This window comes from Gordonia sp. SID5947, assembly GCF_009862785.1.
In the GTDB taxonomy this organism is placed as follows: Bacteria; Actinomycetota; Actinomycetes; order Mycobacteriales; family Mycobacteriaceae; genus Gordonia.
Map to the genome: position 1 here is coordinate 3,761,267 of NZ_WWHU01000001.1, position 15,989 is coordinate 3,777,255.

Annotated in this window: 12 protein-coding genes; 4 read left to right on the forward strand and 8 right to left on the reverse strand. The window is 63.7% G+C overall.

All coding sequences use genetic code 11. From position 1 onward, the window contains the following. Positions 1-180 precede the first annotated feature (180 nt). From lysX to GTV32_RS17195, 3 genes are read left to right on the forward strand one after another with little or no spacing between them, the layout of a single operon-like run. The gene (gene lysX / locus GTV32_RS17185) at positions 181-3,390 is read left to right on the forward strand and encodes a bifunctional lysylphosphatidylglycerol synthetase/lysine--tRNA ligase LysX (protein WP_161061344.1); all 3,210 of its coding nucleotides are present in this window, start codon (positions 181-183) and stop codon (positions 3,388-3,390) included. Beyond that, positions 3,387-4,058: a DUF998 domain-containing protein gene (locus GTV32_RS17190; RefSeq protein WP_161061345.1), complete on the forward strand. Its 672-nt coding sequence runs from the start codon at positions 3,387-3,389 to the stop codon at positions 4,056-4,058. The genes lysX and GTV32_RS17190 overlap by 4 nt, the downstream gene beginning before the upstream one ends. Beyond that, on the forward strand, positions 4,058-4,900 hold the full coding sequence (locus GTV32_RS17195; RefSeq protein WP_161061346.1) for an alpha/beta hydrolase: 843 nt from the start codon (positions 4,058-4,060) through the stop codon (positions 4,898-4,900). Before GTV32_RS17190 ends, GTV32_RS17195 begins: the two co-directional genes overlap by 1 nt. A gap of 212 nt (positions 4,901-5,112) precedes the next feature. On the opposite strand, the gene GTV32_RS17200 is transcribed toward GTV32_RS17195, so the two are convergent. The 8 genes from GTV32_RS17200 to GTV32_RS23605 form a co-directional block, all read right to left on the reverse strand. Then, positions 5,113-5,757, reverse strand: a complete 645-nt coding sequence (locus GTV32_RS17200) for a DUF1345 domain-containing protein (protein ID WP_161061347.1) — start codon at positions 5,755-5,757, stop codon at positions 5,113-5,115. A 175-nt stretch (positions 5,758-5,932) separates the two neighbouring features. Next, complete coding sequence (locus GTV32_RS17205) at positions 5,933-7,033, reverse strand: alcohol dehydrogenase catalytic domain-containing protein (protein WP_161061348.1); 1,101 nt, start codon at positions 7,031-7,033, stop codon at positions 5,933-5,935. A gap of 302 nt (positions 7,034-7,335) precedes the next feature. Further along, a complete protein-coding gene (locus GTV32_RS23895; protein WP_343287366.1) occupies positions 7,336-7,695 on the reverse strand; it encodes a hypothetical protein in 360 nt (119 codons plus the stop codon). Beyond that, positions 7,653-8,624 carry a Glu/Leu/Phe/Val dehydrogenase gene (locus tag GTV32_RS17210; RefSeq protein WP_272918237.1) on the reverse strand — a complete coding sequence of 324 codons (972 nt, stop codon included), beginning with the start codon at positions 8,622-8,624 and terminating at the stop codon, positions 7,653-7,655. Before GTV32_RS17210 ends, GTV32_RS23895 begins: the two co-directional genes overlap by 43 nt. A gap of 58 nt (positions 8,625-8,682) precedes the next feature. Further along, complete coding sequence (locus GTV32_RS17215) at positions 8,683-10,218, reverse strand: NAD(P)/FAD-dependent oxidoreductase (RefSeq protein ID WP_343287367.1); 1,536 nt, start codon at positions 10,216-10,218, stop codon at positions 8,683-8,685. 40 nt (positions 10,219-10,258) lie between these two features. Continuing rightward, a complete protein-coding gene (locus GTV32_RS17220; protein ID WP_161061349.1) occupies positions 10,259-11,116 on the reverse strand; it encodes an alpha/beta hydrolase in 858 nt (285 codons plus the stop codon). A 723-nt stretch (positions 11,117-11,839) separates the two neighbouring features. Continuing rightward, on the reverse strand, positions 11,840-14,047 hold the full coding sequence (locus tag GTV32_RS17225; RefSeq protein ID WP_161061350.1) for a molybdopterin-dependent oxidoreductase: 2,208 nt from the start codon (positions 14,045-14,047) through the stop codon (positions 11,840-11,842). Positions 14,048-14,187: 140 nt separating this feature from the next. After that, positions 14,188-14,805, reverse strand: coding sequence for a hypothetical protein (locus GTV32_RS23605; RefSeq protein WP_237421574.1), 618 nt, complete (start codon positions 14,803-14,805; stop codon positions 14,188-14,190). 45 nt (positions 14,806-14,850) lie between these two features. Here GTV32_RS23605 and GTV32_RS23610 point away from each other — a divergent pair, with 45 nt between their 5' ends. After that, on the forward strand, positions 14,851-15,147 hold the full coding sequence (locus GTV32_RS23610) for a hypothetical protein (protein WP_237421575.1): 297 nt from the start codon (positions 14,851-14,853) through the stop codon (positions 15,145-15,147). The last annotated feature ends 842 nt before the right edge of the window (positions 15,148-15,989 follow it).

Below are 15,989 nucleotides of genomic sequence, written 5' to 3' on the forward strand. Positions count from 1 at the left end.
CCGGGAAAGAAGTCACGACCGGGGGTCGAATGGGAGGGATCGTCGCCCTCGCTTGTCCACATCCATGCTGCGAGGGAGAGACGCTGTGCAGACCGCGAGTGCCGAACATCGGTCGACCAGAGTTGATCGGCCCCGCGCGTCGCGACGGCCACCGGCGCGCCTATCCGGCGCGCTCGGGCAATGCTGGGTGGGTTCGCAGTTCTGCTCGCCGTCTGGAGCGTCGTGCCACCGCTTCGCAGACTGGTGAATGTCCCGCGAGAATACCTCGATGAGTACTACTTCGATGCGCCTGACACGAGCCTGTCGTGGGCACTGGTTGTTGCTTTGCTGGCGGCCGCATTATCTCGTGGTAAACGGATTGCGTGGTGGGTACTGACGCTGTACATCGTTGTGCGACTGAGCTTCACTGTCGTACTCGGTGTGGCCGCCGACGATGCGGATGCAATGATCGCATCCGGCGTGCTGCTCGCCGTGCTCGGCATCTTGATGACCGCTCGATCGCAGTTCTTTGCCAGAGTCCGACCCGGGGCCGTTTGGCGCTCAGTCGCTGTGTTGATGATCGGATGTCTCCTCGGAACCCTGGCCGGGTGGATGCTTGTCACGCTGATACCCGGCAGTCTCGAAGCCGGTGACCGTCTGTGGTGGTCGTTCAATCGTGTGACGGCACTCAGTCTGATCGACCAGGATGATGTCGCCGGTCGTCCGCCGAGTGTGATCTCTGCTGTGCTCGGGGCGTTCGGTGCACTGGCTTTGCTGGCAGCGGTGGTCACGCTGTTCCAGGCCCAGCGATCGCGGAATTCGATGACGGGATACGACGAATCGGCGATCAGAGGGTTGCTGGCGAAGTTCGGCGGGGAGGACTCCCTCGGATACTTCGCGACGCGCCGCGACAAAGCCGTGGTCTTCGCGCCGAGCGGGATGGCGGCTGTCACGTACCGAGTCGAGACCGGGGTGTGCGTCGCCAGCGGTGACCCGATCGGCGATCCTCGGGAATGGGCGCAGGCAATCGCCGAGTGGCGTCGGATCGCCGCCGAGTTCGGGTGGGCGTTGGCTGTCATGGGTGCCAGTCAAAAGGGTGGTGAGGCATACCGGAATGCGGGACTCAGTGTCCTGCACCTCGGTGACGAGGCCATCATCTCCACTCGCGACTTCAGCCTGTCCGGTGCGGAGATGCGTCAGGTGCGGCAAGCAGTCACGCGTGTACGCCGGCAGGGCTTGACAGTGAGGATTCGGCGGCATGCCGACATTCCTGTCGACGAGATGGCCGACGTCGTCCGACTCGCCGGTTCGTGGCGTGGGTCGGCGACAGAACGCGGTTTCTCCATGGCCTTGGGAAGGCTGGGCGATCGGCTCGACGGGGACTGCATCCTCGTCGAGGCCATTCGACCGGACGGACAGGTGGCCGGCCTGCTGTCCCTGGTGCCGTGGGGACGGCACGCGGTCTCGTTGGATGTCATGCGTCGTGACCCGTCGGCGCCGAACGGGGTCATTGAGCTGATGATCACCGACCTGACGGCGGCCTCCGAAGAGTTCGGTCTCACCCGGATCTCTCTGAACTTTGCCGTGTTCAGGACGGTATTCCGCGACGGCGCCCGTCTGGGGGCTGGTCCCGTTCTGCGGGCGTGGCGCGGAATCCTCCAGTTCTTGTCGCGGTGGTGGCAGCTGGAGACGCTCTATCGCGCGAATGCGAAGTACAGACCGCAGTGGACGCCTCGCTTCCTGTGCTACGAGGACGCAGCCACGCTCCCACGGGTGGGACTGGCGTCGGCGATCGCAGAAGGCTTCGTTTCCCTTCCGAGACTGTGGGGCACGGACAGAGTCGGTGCCGGCGTTCGCGAACCACTTCGAGGCCGACAGACCACTACGGAGGGTCTCTGCGCGGATGGGAGCACGCCGCCGCGGGCAGACGGTGATCAGGCGCTGCCCCAGCGGCGGCTGCCCGAGCAGGTGCGCGTCCGGTTGTCCAAGCTGGAGAGGCTTACTGCCGCTGGCGTCGACGCATACCCGACGGCGCGGACACCGACCCATGACCTGACTTCGGTTGCGACCGCCGATGTCGGAACGGAGGTACGGGTCATCGGTCGACTGGTGCGCATGCGAGACCACGGCGGCGTCGTATTCGTCGATGTACGGGACTGGTCCGGCGAGTTGCAGGTGTTGGTCGATGCCGCGGTCGTCGGCCGGCCGCGCGTCCGGTGTTGTGCCGCGGAGTTCGACATCGGCGACCTCGTCGAGTTCGGCGGAACTGTCGGGCTCACTCGCGGCGGACAGATGTCGCTCCTGGCAGTGGAATGGTCGATGAGGGCGAAATGCCTTCACCCGCTGCCCGATAAATGGAGAGGCTTGTCCGACCCGGAGGTACTCGTGCGGCAGCGCTACCTGGATCTGATGATCAACCCGGCAGCCAGAACACTTATCGAAGCTCGCAGTGCGATTGTCTCCGTTCTCCGAGATGAGTTTCGGCGCAGGGGATTTCTCGAAGTGGAGACACCGGTCCTACAACGGGTGCACGGAGGTGCGAACGCAGCGCCGTTTCGCACCCACATCAACGCGTACGACCTCGACCTGTTTCTGCGCATCGCGCCGGAGCTGTACCTGAAACGTCTCTGTGTCGCCGGGATGGAACGCGTCTTCGAGATCGGCAGAGTGTTCCGGAATGAAGGAGCCGACAGTACGCACAATCCGGAGTTCACCGTTCTGGAGGCATACCAAGCCCACAGCGACTACGAGGAGATGATGACGGTGTGTAGGGAGATGATCCAGGCAGCTGCCGTCGCAATTCATGGGCGAGCGGTGATCACACGACAGGGACCTCACGGTGAGCCGGCGGATGTGGACATCTCCGGAGAGTGGCCGGTCGTTTCCGTGTACGACGCGGTCTCGGAGGCGATCGATCACGAGATCACCCCGCAGACAGAGCTTTCCGTTCTCCATCAGCACTGCGACCGGCGTGGTGTGGCCTATCGTCGAGCATGGGATGAAGGTGCAGTCGTGCAAGCCCTGTACGAGGAACTCGTGGAGCGTCACACCGGGTCGCCCACCTTCTATGTTGATTTCCCGGAGTCGACGTCTCCGTTGACCCGTCCGCACCCGTCCCGGGACGGCGTTGCGGCCAGATGGGATCTCGTTGCATGGGGTGTCGAGTTGGGTACCGCCTACAGCGAACTCACAGATCCTGTCGAACAACGGCGCCGTCTGACCGAACAGTCGTTGCGCGCGGCCGGCGGAGACTTCGAGGCGATGCAACTGGACGAGGAGTTCCTGCACGCCCTCGAGTACGGTATGCCGCCGACCGGAGGGTTGGGCATCGGTGTCGACCGCGTCGTCATGCTCATCACCGGAGCAGGCATCAGGGAGTCGTTGGCCTTCCCGTTGGTGAAGCCGCGATGAGCTCCAGGGTGCGCGCCGGGCTCCTCATCGTCGGTGCGATCACGTATTCATCGTGGGTCGTCGACATCTGGTTGCGTTCGGGAGTGGATCCGTTTCACGGATACGTGAGTGAGCTCGGGGCCTCTGATCGGCCGGACGGGACCTTGTATCGCACCGCCGATCTGTTCACGGCCCTTCTTGTGGGTGCGGCGGGTGTGATGGGTCTGGCCTCGTCGACAGGCCCTCGCACGCGCCTCGGATGGGGGGGCCTGATCGGATTTGCGATCGCCACGGCATTTGATTCGCGGGTACCGATGACATGTGCCCCGTCGATCCGTACCGACTGCGCGACCGCGGTCTCGCGTGACCCGTTGGCGGAGGCTCTTCACGGTGTGTTCAGCGCCGCGGCGACCGCGACCGCGCTCCTCTCGTCTCTGGCGTTCCTGTCCACGGCCCGCAGCGTCGCGCAGACGGCGTGGATGCGGGTTTTGCTCGTCGGGGCCGTGTCGGTGTTGGGCGTGGCGACCCTCTGGACTCTGCTGGCAGTCGCTGTCGAGCATCACGAGTGGTTGTATCTCGGACTCGCGCAACGGGCACAGCTTCTCGGTATCAGCGTGTGGTTGGTCATCGTGGGCGTCGGGCCGGCGGCACGAGGTCCGCTTGGTCGGACACATCGGACGCAGTCGTGATGAGGTCGATCCGGGGAATGCACGTCGTCGTCGACGGGGCCGGGCCGCCTGTCGTACTCTGCGGTGGGCTGGGGGGGAACTGGTTCGACTGGGACGAGGTCGCGGGTCTTCTCGCCGACGAGCACACCGTGATAAGGATCGATCGGCCCGGTTACGGTATGAGCGCGCCCGAGCCCGGGTTCCCGACAGTTCGCGGTGAGGCCGCGCGGATCCGAGTCGTACTCGATGAACTCGGAGTCGACGTCCCGGCCGTGCTGGTAGGTCATTCTCTCGGCGGCTTCTACGCCGAGGCATTCGCTCGTCTGTACCCCGAGCTGACCGCCGGCCTCGTCTGGCTCGACACCTCTCTCGCACAACCGGCGCCGGGTCGATGCCGCTCCTCGACGAAGGCTGCGCGTGCCCGCCGAGTCGCTCGTTTCCTGACGGCACTGGGACTGACCAGTTTGTTCGGACCGGTGGTGTACCGCGTGGCACTCGGGTCGAAGTATCCCGATGGTCTGTCGAGCTCCACACGAAGACGCGCTGATCGCGTCTTCTGTCGAGGCGAGTATCTCGAGGCGCTGATGGTCGAACTCTCGGCATTCGATTCGCTGGGGAGGGAGGTCGTCGACATAAGGTCTCGCTTCTCGCTTCGCGGACCCGGCGTGGTCGCGGCGGTCCAGGGTCGCCGTCGCACATGGGCGTCGGCACGGTGGATCAAGCAGCAGAAGAGCTTCGCGGTGGCGATGAGCGCCGCCTTCGTCGTCCTCGGACCGGCAGCACATCACGTGATGATCGACCGGGCTCCGGTGGTTGCGGCGGTCATCTGCCGGTTGACCGTCCGCAACGACCATTCCGAATAGGTTCGGCCATGGCCGGACGCCGTCAGAGCGTGGTGAGGTCGGCGTGACGACGCGGCCAGTTTGATCGCCGACTACCCCGGCAAGGGTCGGACTCATGCCTCGGTGGAGACGCGGGAATCGCGAAACTCGCCGGGGGTGTGGATGATTCGTTCTGATCGCCCACCGGACCTGGCCGTCGTGGGACCAGTGCGAGGTAGCGCGCCGGCGACGTTTCAACCCACGGCGAGTCGCTGGAGGAGCTGAAAAGCGGCGGCTACGACGAGGGCGTTGTAGAAGAAACTGATGACGCTGTGGGTCACGACCAGGATGCGCATCGACGTACTGCGGATCTCGACATCAGACGTGGCGAAGCTGGTGCCGACGGTTAGTGCCAGATAGAGGAACTCGGCAAATCCCGGAACGCTCTTTCCTGGGAAGCTGAGGGCCGGTCCCACATCGGCGCTCCGATCGAACAACGTGCCGTAAAGGTTGCTGAACCCCAGATGTAGAAGCGCCCACGCCACGACGATCCCGAGAACGCCGAGACCGGCGGCCACGCCGGCGGACACCGAGGACGCGGCGTCTCCGGACAGTCCGATGAGGGAGAACACCGCGGCATTTGCCCCAGCAAGACTGGCCACCAGCGGAAAGATCCACGACAAGGTGTCGAGTAGTCCCGACCGGCTGTCCGTGAGATCCATGACCGACATGCGCCGGTAGACAAGGGCCCCGCCCGCCAGATAGACGACTGCAGTCGCCTCCCACGCGATCAAGGACCAGATGTCTCCGGCGATGATGCTCCATACGGCAAGTACCACCACCAAGAACTCGATGATGGTGCTGACGTAGCCGGCAACGGTGTTACGCGGTTCAGTCATGACGTTGTGGGTTCCGGATCTGATTCTGGCGGACAAGGGACGACACCACAGCTGAACACGGTCAGAGAATGTCAGGAAATGGGTGCTGAGGGTCCAGAGTTGACGATCCGGCGTGTCGCCGACCTCAGAATGAAGATGATGCGTCGTCAGCGACGATCCGGCGGCTCCGCTTCCATCAGTTGAACTCCACGACCTGACGAATCTCCTCACCTGCCGCGAGCACGTCCATCGCCTCGTTCAGATCGTCAAGGCGGATCCGTGCGGTGATGAGCTTCTCCAACGGCAACCGTCCGTCGCGCCACAGCTCGACGTAGCGCGGGATGTCCCGAGAGGGAACCGCCGAGCCGAGGTAGCTTCCGACGATGGTGCGAGCTTCGGCCACGAGGGACAGTGGTGAGATCGTCGCCGACGCAGAGGGGGCCGGTAGGCCCACGGTCACCGTTGTCCCTCCGGCCGCTGTGGCCGCGACCGCCGATTCGAACGCCCGGGCATTGCCGGCACACTCCACGACGATGTTCGCGCGGACATCGCCGACGTCGCCCGGTGCGTAAACCGCGGTCGCGCCGAGCTCCTCGGCAATGGCCAACTTCCGCGGCATCGCGTCGACGGCCACGACCGGACCAAGCTCCAGTGACAGCGCGACCAGCAGCGCAGCCATGCCGACGCCGCCGAGGCCGACAATCATGATGGAGTCGCCGTCAGTCGGAGTGGCCGCGTTCAGGACCGCGCCGCCGCCGGTCAACACTGCGCAGCCGAGGACAGCAGCCACCGCAGGCGGGACGTCGTCGGGGACCGGTACCGCCGATCGTCGATCGACAACGGCATGCGAGGCGAATCCGGACACTCCGAGATGGTGCTTCACCTCGGCGCCGTCCCGCGCCAGCCGCGTTCCGCCACCGAGGAGCACACCCTCGTTGTTGGCCACCGATCCGACCGTGCACGGGGTGCGACCGTCCGATCGACATCCCGCGCAGTCGCCGCACCGGGGGAGGAACGTCGTGACGACCCGTGTGCCGATCAGATCGGCGTCGGCCTGCGACCCGACCATTTCGACGATGCCCGCGGCCTCGTGGCCCAGCAGCATCGGAGTCGGGCGCACCCGGCTTCCGTCGACGACGGACAAGTCGGAGTGACACAGGCCCGCGGCCTCGATCCGGACAAGAAGCTCTCCCGGTCCCGGCGCTGCCAGGTCCAGTTCACCGACAGTCAGCGGTCGCGACCGCGCGAACGGTGCGGGTCGCCCGACCTCCTCGAGTACTGCTCCGAGAATCTTCATCAGTTCAGTTCGCTTCCTCTACGAAGTCGCGGATCAGACGGTCAATGCGATCGGGCCGAATCCCGCGCGGGTTCGTGGTCGACCGGCTCTCCGAACGAACGTTGTCGATCCAGGTCATGGCCTCGATCCAGTGGCTCGGCCACCCTTCGATCAGGTGGGAGATTGAATTGTGGCCGAGGCGTATTGCGGTCCGCACATCCCTCGCCGTGTCGAACTGATCGAGTCTCAGATCAGCCGAGATCCACATACATGTCAACTCATCGGTGAAGTACAAGTCTGTGGGTGACGGAAATGAGGTGTGGCTACGGGTACAGGCCACGTCGTCTGTGCGCTTGGGCCACGCGCTCGACGGCGATGCATGTTGCCGCGTCCCGCAAGGTCATGTCGGACGCGTCTGCTCGGCTGACGACGGTCGACCACGCCGCACGCATCTTCTCGCGGAGGCGGTCGGCGACCTGCTCACCAGACCACCAGTAGGTCTGATTCGCCTGTACCCACTCGAAGTAGGACACCACGACGCCACCGGAATTGGCCAGAATGTCGGGAACCACCATGATTCCGCGCTCATGGAAGATCGCATCCGCCTCGGTCGTGGTGGGGCCATTGGCGCCCTCGACGATCACCCGAGCCAGAACTCGGCGGGCGTTCTCCGCGTTGAGCACCCCTCCACGGCGGCCGGAATGAGAAGGTCGACGTCGAGTTCGAGTAGCGAATCGCGATCGATCTCTACTGTACCCGGAGCGCCGGCGAGCTTACCGGAAGTCTCGAAATAGACTTGTACGGCGTCGATGTCGAGGCCGTCCGGGTTGTAGATCGCTCCGTACTGGTCACTCGCAGCGACCACACGAACGCCGGCGTCGTGTAGTAGTCGAACAGCGCCCGCGCCCACCTTTCCGTACCCCTGAACCGCTGCCCGTGCGTACCGTGGGTCGATACCTCGCCTGGCGAAAGCCAACATCGACACGGTCACAACGCCTTCCGATGTCGCTCCGCCCCGACCCGCGGACCCACCGAGAGAGAGCGGCTTTCCCGTGACCGCCCCGGGAACGGTGTAACCGGTATTCACCGAGTAGGTGTCCATGATCCACGCCATCGTCTGTTCGTCCGTACCGACGTCCGGAGCCGGGATGTCCTTCTCCGGGCCGATGACCGGCAGGAGTTCGGAGGTGTAACGACGGGTCACACGTTCGAGTTCGGCGGTCGAGTATGCGCGTGGGTCGATGCAGATCCCACCTTTGGCGCCGCCATATGGTACGTCGACGAGTGCGCATTTCCACGTCATCCACATCGCGAGCGCGCGGATCTCATCGAGGTTGACGTCGGGACTGTAACGGAGGCCACCCTTGGTCGGACCGCGGGATGAGTTGTGCTGAACACGATGACCGATGAACACCTCGATAGTGCCGTCGTCCTTCCGCAGGGGGACGGCGACGGTGAACTCCCGCCGGGGGGTTTCGAGCAGGACGCGCATGGCGTCGTCATATCCGAGCTTGTCGCATGCGTACTGCAACTGTTGGCGCGCCTGCATCCACGGACTCGGCGGCGGTGTGTGAGATGTACTCGTGGTGATGGGCAGCACCGAGGTGGTCATCGCAATCCTCTGTCAGCAGAAAATGATCGGGGCCTATCCGGGTGAAGTCAGTACTGGGTCATAGCGCGGCAGCGAATCCGGACGTCTCGCGCTGTCCCGAACTCACCAGGTAGGGAGCGGGTTCGAAGGTCGCGCAGTCATCTCGGAAGGTATGGGCGAAGTTCGGCCACGACAGTGTTGCCTTACCGTTCCTCGGGTCGACGTACCAACTGCTGCACCCACCAGCGAGTTGGGCTGTGAGCTGGGCATTCTCGTGCAGCGATTCCGCGTATGCGTGCTCCCGGCCCGCGTCGACCTCGAGGACCTGGTCGTCGGCCAGCGTGGACATCCACCGCAGGGCACCGAGCACGTAGTCGATCTGGGCCTCGATCATGTACACGATCGAGTTATGACCCAGGCTCGTCGCCGGGCCATTGATCAGGAACATGTTGGGGAAGTTGTGAACGGTGGTGGAATTGAACGCTTGCATACCGGTACTCCACTGATCTCCGAGACACACGCCGTCGTGACCGTGGATTCGGTGGGCTGAAGGCAGATCCCACGTCTCGAATCCGGTGGCGAAGATCAGTACGTCGAGGCCGTGACCATTGCCGGCGACGCTCGTTGCGACCGACCCCTCGACCCGTCCGAGCGCGCTGTCCTCGAGTGTCACGTTCGGACGCTCGAGCGTGGGATAATAGTCGTCCGACTTCAGGATCCGCTTACATCCGATCTCGTAGTCAGGCGTCAGTTTGCGTTTCAGCTCGGGATCGCTGACCTGGGAATCAAGATGGTTCAACGCGATTTGTTCGGCCTCCGAGATGTACTGCGGGACACGACGACGCGCAGCGAACTGATAGTCACCACCCCAGAAGATGAGGCGGCGGAACTCATCCACGGAAGCTTCGTCTCTCTGGAACTGTCGCCGCTCAGCGGTGGTGAATGCCCGGTCACGCCGCGGGATGACGTAGGCGGGTGTCCTTTGGAAGACCACCAGTTCGTCGACCTCGCCGGCGATCGCCGGGATGACCTGGATGGCAGAAGCGCCGGAACCGACCACGCCCACGCGCTTGCCACGCAATGAGACGTCATGATCCCAGCGTGCGGAATGCATGATCGTACCGTCGAAGTCCTCGAGGCCCGGAATGGGCGGCAGTTTCGGGTCGGTGAGGTGACCGGTGGCGGCGATGAGGTACCGGCCGGTGAACTCTCCGTGGGGGGTGCCGACAGTCCACCGTAGCGCGGTGTCGTCCCACCGAGCGTCGAGCATTTCGTGTCCGAATCGCAGCGCGGAGTCGATCCCCGCCTCCGCGGCCACTGAGCGGATGTAGTCGCAGATCTCGCTGCCGGGGGAGAAATGCCGGCTCCACGAGGGGTTCATGGCAAAGGAATATGAATACAGGTGTGAGGGGACATCGCATGCGACTCCCGGATACGTGTTGTCTCGCCACGAGCCCCCGACGTCCTGCGCTCGTTCGAGAAGGACAAAATCGAGGTCGGTGTTCTGTTTGAGCTGTACTGCCATTCCGACGCCTGCGAAGCCGGCGCCGACGATGATCACGTCGACCTCGGCAAGGGGATCATGGTGGTCAGTCGGTGTCGAGGTTCCGGTCACGATTCTGCTCACTCCTACTGGCTCAGTGCGAATGGGTCGGTCATGGGCGGGGGCTGTCGATGATCGATCCCCACGGATATCTCGCGGGGTCGGCGTTGAAGGTGTCGATCCAGTGGACTAGCTCGGCCGGTCGCTCGGAAACGACGGCATGGCCCGACAACACCTCGACATAACGGGCGCGCTCGATGGCCCCGAACAACTGCTTGGAATGATGGCGCGGAACCATGAAGTCGTCCCGGCAGCCGATGATCAAGGTCTCCGCGGTGACCGCGCCCACTGCATCTGAGATATCGACTTGGCGGTTGAGCTCCATCTGGGCGTCCTTGAACGCGCTGAACTGAACCGAGTCGATCATCGCCTGTAGTTCTGTGTTTCGACGCAACTTGAGAAATCCGGGGCTGTACGCGGTAAGGATCGAGAGTTGCTGGGCTGCCGACGGATCGGAGTCACGGAGCTGTCGCCAGAGTTCGTTGCGAATCCTCTGGTGGGCGTCCGTTCGCATCCACCCGGCGATCAGGACGAGGTTGTCGACCAGGTCGGGGCGGTGTCCTGCCAATGACGCTGCCACGACGGCGCCCAGGGAGTAGCCGACGAGGGTGACTCCGGCCGGCATCAGATGTTCCAGAACAGCCGAGAGCTGACGTTCGAGTGCTTCGACCGAGAGCTCGTTGTGGTTCGGGTCCACGAGGTCGATGGCGACGACTCGCTGTCGTGACGCGAGCATCGGCACGAGAAAGGGGAAATGCGTTCGAGCACTCCCGCCCGTCCCGTGCACGAGGACCACTGTCGGACGGCCCCGACCTGTTGTAGGGGAACCGGTGTCGGTGTACCCGACCGACACTCCGTCGACCTCGACCGTAGTGATGGGGAGTTCTTCCAAGATCGTTGCCGACGACACGGCGTCACCTCTATCTGTGGTCGGGACAGTCGCACCGTCCTCGGGAGTCCCGTCCGAAAACTATATGAAGGGACGTTCGTATTCTACGGAGGCGGGCCTTCGATCTCAACCCATGACCGCAACACGGGCCGTCGATGGCGCTGGGTGGCGTGCATCAAGACCGAGCATCCCAACGCCAAAAGCCATACGTCCAGCATTGGAATCCTTACCCCGTCCTCTTCCCAGGGGCGTCCGGGTAGCACCTGATTCAAAGGTCTATATTAATGATTGTTCGGACATATTTTGCGGCCCTGTGGGTCGACGCTCGGGTGAAGCGCTGAGAGAGTTCACAGCCCTGCCAGAGAAGTTCAAGACTCAAGGGCTCGCGGTCACGGCGCGGCCCATGGGCGGTGGTTCGGCTCTCGCCGGCATCTGGGGATCGATATACGCCACGATGAGGCCCAATGCCTCGTTCTATCTGATGGCTGCGGTGCGGCCTGTGTGCTGCTGCTGTCCACCCGGACGACGCAACGGTTGCCCGACAGCTTCCAGAGGTCCGGTTCATCACGTCACGCGCAGTGGCGAACGAAGGAGTCGATGATCTGTCCTGGAGCTCGTGTCTCCACGAATCCTGTTTGTGTGGAGCCAATCCGAGCGTTCGAGGTACACGCGAGATCGTAGACCACGCCATGTCGGCATGGCACTGTCCGGACACTCGTGAGCGGTGACACTCTGCGGTGGCATTCAGTCCTCTCGCGGTGTGATGTTCACCGGAATGTTTCCTTGCCAGGGAATTCCGGTGATCGGATCGAAGTCGGCGGCGGCATCGACGAGGCGGCAGACATTGCTCCCACGCTTCGGGAAGTGTTCTCGATCGGTGGGCAGACCTCCGAAACCGTGGTGCATCGCGACGACATCGGCGCGTAGAGATCGATCGGATTCGATGACGCTGGGAATGCTGCCGTGCGCCGAGGAAACCGTGACGGGTGCATCCTCGTGGAACCCCAGCGCTGCGATTGTGTTCGGATGCATGAAGACGGTGTTGAACGGTCGGCCGTTGTTCAGCTTGGCAATCGTGGTACCCAAGGAGTTCATCAGTGTTTTGTGGCGTCGCGGAATGAGCCTGAGAGGGTATGCGGGGTCGTCGCGGACTGCGCCGAAATCCTCGGCCCGCACATCGCCGAGCTCGGACATCATGGGTGCGTTGCCGACGTCGAGCTTGTCCGTGCAGTCAGGGTCCTTCGGCTTCACCACCGCGTCGATGTCATAGATGTGTCCGTGCTGATGGGTGGCGACGTCGTCGAGCGGAATACGGGAAGTCGCACACATTTCGGCGATCAGTTGCTCGGTCGTGATGTCGGTATCCGGTTCCAGGCGAACGTACGCGGGCGGTCCCTCCATGTACTGCCCTCCGTATGAGCCGAAGAAGTTGACCACGTCCAGCGCAAGATTCATGCGCTTGGCCAGACCGCGGAAGAACAACCACTCCTCGGTCAGATCGGAGTCGGCCGGCGGCTCGACCAATCGGGGCGAGTACTGGGCGTACGCCGACTGCATCCCCATCCCGCTGGAGTAATACTTGAGCTGCTCGGCCATCTGAGAGGACGCAGGCACCTCCAAGTGCACCTTCGGTGCGATCACATAGTCGGCAAGGGCGGCGGTCAGCGCCATGTGCGTGTCGATGGTGACCAGTAGGTCGAGCTTCTGTAGCGCCTCGTAGGTCTTCTGCTCGTCTGCCCATGCGGTCATCGGATTGCCGCCCACGCAGATCAGCGCTTTGACCTGTCCGTCACCGTCGAGCAGGATTTCCTCCGACAACGCCGAGGTCGGCATTCCGGACGCCGCCTCCACCAGGCCCCGAACCCGCATCTTCTCGCCGTAGCCCCAGCCCGGGTATGGCGGGAACGCCTGCGCTTTCGCGTCGAACGGGGGCATGAGCACATTCGCCTGTGCCACCTGCTGTCCGGCGCGCTGCCAACTGCCCACGATAGTCGTCAGGACCAAGCACAGGTACTCCGTGAGATTGCCGCGTTTGGAGAAGTTGATGCCTGTCGCACCGTGTGCTTGTCCCGGCCGCGAACCGGAGTCGGCGAACAACCGTGCCGCATCGACGAGCTGCTGGGCCGGGACGTCGGCTCGTTCGCCTACGTACTCAGGGGTGAACGGCGCCACTGCGGCGGCCAGCGCATCGAACCCCACCGCGTTCTCGCTGAGGAACTCTGTGTCGCAGAGGTTCTCGCTGATGATGATGTTGACCAGGCAGGCGAGGATGGAGGCGTCTTCACCCGGGCGCGGCTGGATGTGCACTGTTGCGCGCCATGCGGTCTGCGAGATCCGGGGATCGATGACGATCAACTTCATTCCCCGCTTGAGCGCTTGCCGGAGCCGTACGAAGGGATTCTGTCCGGGGATGCCGGCCGCCTTGGTGACGAGCGGGTTGGTGCCGACGAGAATCCAGCTGTCTGCGTCATCGAACAGTATGTCACCACCGAGCCAGTGGCCGTGGGCGGCCTGCGCGATCTGCTTGCCGGGCTGATCGATCGAGTTGGACGTGAAGAACATCGGTGAGTTGATGGCCCTGGTGAAAGCATTGGCCACGAGTGGCCCGGTCGGGTACGGGAGGGCGGCCGTACCGACGTACACCGCCACGGCACGTGGCCCGTACTCATCGATGATGTGCTGTAGCCGACCCGCGATCTCGTCCATCGCGACTTCGACGTCAATGGAGGTGAAGTCACCGGTCGGTCGTCGTTTCCTGCTGTGCAGCAGCCGGTCTGCTGAATTGTGGATCTCAGGTAGAGCGCGGCCTTTGCCGCAGGTGAATCCCTGATAGAGCGGATTCTGTGGATCGCCGGTGACTCTCACCAGTTTGCCGTCGGTGACAGTGGCCAGTACGCCACAGTGCGCCGAGCAGATTCGGCAGATTCCCGGGCGGGTAGTCGATTCCGACATACTCGTTCCCCCTTCAGTATTGCGGCACGCGCGGCGCACGGACCCGTGCAAGGCGTGCGCGCGTGTGGCTTCTCACAGCGCAGCCGCCGGGATATCGAAACCGCTTGCGACGGAAGGCCTCGACCGGACGTCGACTCCGGTTACCGGGCGCTACCGATGGCCGGCGCCCAGATTCCGGATGCGAAGAACGGGTACGCCAGACCGACGCCCGTCAGTCGCTTGCTGAGGAATGTGTTGGCGTTCGGGGTGTACAGGGTGATCAGCACCGCGTCCTCGGCCATCTTCACCAGCACCGGCGCCAGGATCTCGGCCTGTTCCACCTTGTCCGGAGTCGCGGACGCCTTGGCGATCGCGGCGTCGACCCCCGGATCACGGTAATTGACCAGATTGTTGCTGGCGTCCGGCGCCACGTAGGAACCCAACATGCTCAACGGCGACCCGCCGGCCATGGTGTCGTTGTTCCAGAGCAGGTCGATTCCCTTGCGCTGCTTGGCGTCGTAGTACATGGTGTTCAGATCGGCAGGGGGGGGCACCCGGAGGTCGAGCTCCAGCCCGATCTGCGTCGCTGTCGCCTGCAGGACCGTCGCGACCCGGCGGATCTCCTCGTTGCCTTCGGGAATCGCCAACACCAGTGCACGATTCGGCGCCCCGGCCTGGGCCACCAACTGCTTGGCCTCATCCAAACTGCCCTTGGGTAACGTCGCCAGCGCATCCTTGTAGATCTTCGACGTCTCCTCGGTCTGGATCGGTGGGTCCATGATCGTGGGGGCATCATCCAGTCGAGTGGCGTGGCGAGCCCGGGCATGACGCCCTCGACCAGCCCGGCTCGGTCGATCGCCATACTCAACGCCCGTCGGATCCGGACGTCGGTGATCGGTCCGTCGCTCGCCGCCGGAAGCAAAGCGACCATCGTCGTGGATGCAGTCGACGAAAACAACGTCCCGGTACCAGAGTTCCGGAGTCCCGGCGCGCTTGCGGAGGAGATCTGGAAGGAGCCGTCGATCGCTCCGGACTGCAACGCCTGGGTCATCGTGTTCGACGAGGTGATGAACTGGAACGTCATCGCCGCGGCGTGTGCGCGGAGTTCGGGTTTCCAGTAGTCGTCGTTACGCCGCAACTCGATCTGCTTGCCCGGCGTCCACTTCACGAATTCGAAGGGGCCAGAGCACATCAGACCACCCGACGGTGTGCCATAGCGTGCCCCCTCGGCTTGCATGAACTTCGCCTGCCCGATGGCGCCACCGGGGCTCGCCAGGTAGTTGTAGAACGTCCCGGTTGGTCGACGTAGTTTCACTGTGACCTCGAGAGGCCCGGTTGCGGTGATGCTCTCGACGTCCTTGTACATGGCTGCGTAATAGGTGGCCACCGCTGGGTCCAGATGCATGGCAAGGCTGTACTCGACATCTTCGGCGGTGAGTGGATCGCCGTTCCAGAATCGGACGCCGTCGTGCAACGTGAACACGTAGGTCGTCGGGTCGGGCTGATCGATACTCTTCGCCAACCCCTTGCCATAGGTGAGATCCGGTTCGGACGAGACCAGCGTGTCACACATGTTCGACATGACCGTGCCGACGCTGAAATCGAAAGCGTGTGGCGGGTACATCGTCGACGGTTCACCGGATGGCAGATTCCATGTGATCAGGTTGACATCACCTCGCGCCGGCGGCGTGTCGTACACCCGAGACGCGGTGCTCTGCGCGGCATCCGGGGTAGCCGTAGCACCACACGCTGCGATGATCGCTACGAGGACAGCCGCTGTCACCACAGTGACGGCGGATTGGACGCTCCGCTTCCAGGCGACGAATGAATCACGGCGGGGCTGAAGCAAGGCGCCTCCTGGCGGTCGCTCACTGGCTGTTCTGGTCGCTACATCGGTCGACAACCGACCGCGCCTGGCGAAAGAGACCACACCTCGGCCGCCAGTGTGTGCGATGTGGCTGGT

Bases quoted from the DNA above. Each gene is read 5' to 3' on its own strand.
- lysX (WP_161061344.1), top strand. From the start codon at position 181: ATGCTGGGTGGGTTCGCAGTTCTGCTCGCCGTCTGGAGCGTCGTGCCA.
- GTV32_RS17190 (WP_161061345.1), top strand. From the start codon at position 3,387: ATGAGCTCCAGGGTGCGCGCCGGGCTCCTCATCGTCGGTGCGATCACG.
- GTV32_RS17195 (WP_161061346.1), top strand. From the start codon at position 4,058: ATGAGGTCGATCCGGGGAATGCACGTCGTCGTCGACGGGGCCGGGCCG.
- GTV32_RS17200 (WP_161061347.1), bottom strand. From the start codon at position 5,757: ATGACTGAACCGCGTAACACCGTTGCCGGCTACGTCAGCACCATCATC.
- GTV32_RS17205 (WP_161061348.1), bottom strand. From the start codon at position 7,033: ATGAAGATTCTCGGAGCAGTACTCGAGGAGGTCGGGCGACCCGCACCG.
- GTV32_RS17210 (WP_272918237.1), bottom strand. From the start codon at position 8,624: ATGACCACCTCGGTGCTGCCCATCACCACGAGTACATCTCACACACCG.
- GTV32_RS17225 (WP_161061350.1), bottom strand. From the start codon at position 14,047: ATGTCGGAATCGACTACCCGCCCGGGAATCTGCCGAATCTGCTCGGCG.
- GTV32_RS23605 (WP_237421574.1), bottom strand. From the start codon at position 14,805: ATGGACCCACCGATCCAGACCGAGGAGACGTCGAAGATCTACAAGGAT.
- GTV32_RS23610 (WP_237421575.1), top strand. From the start codon at position 14,851: ATGACGCCCTCGACCAGCCCGGCTCGGTCGATCGCCATACTCAACGCC.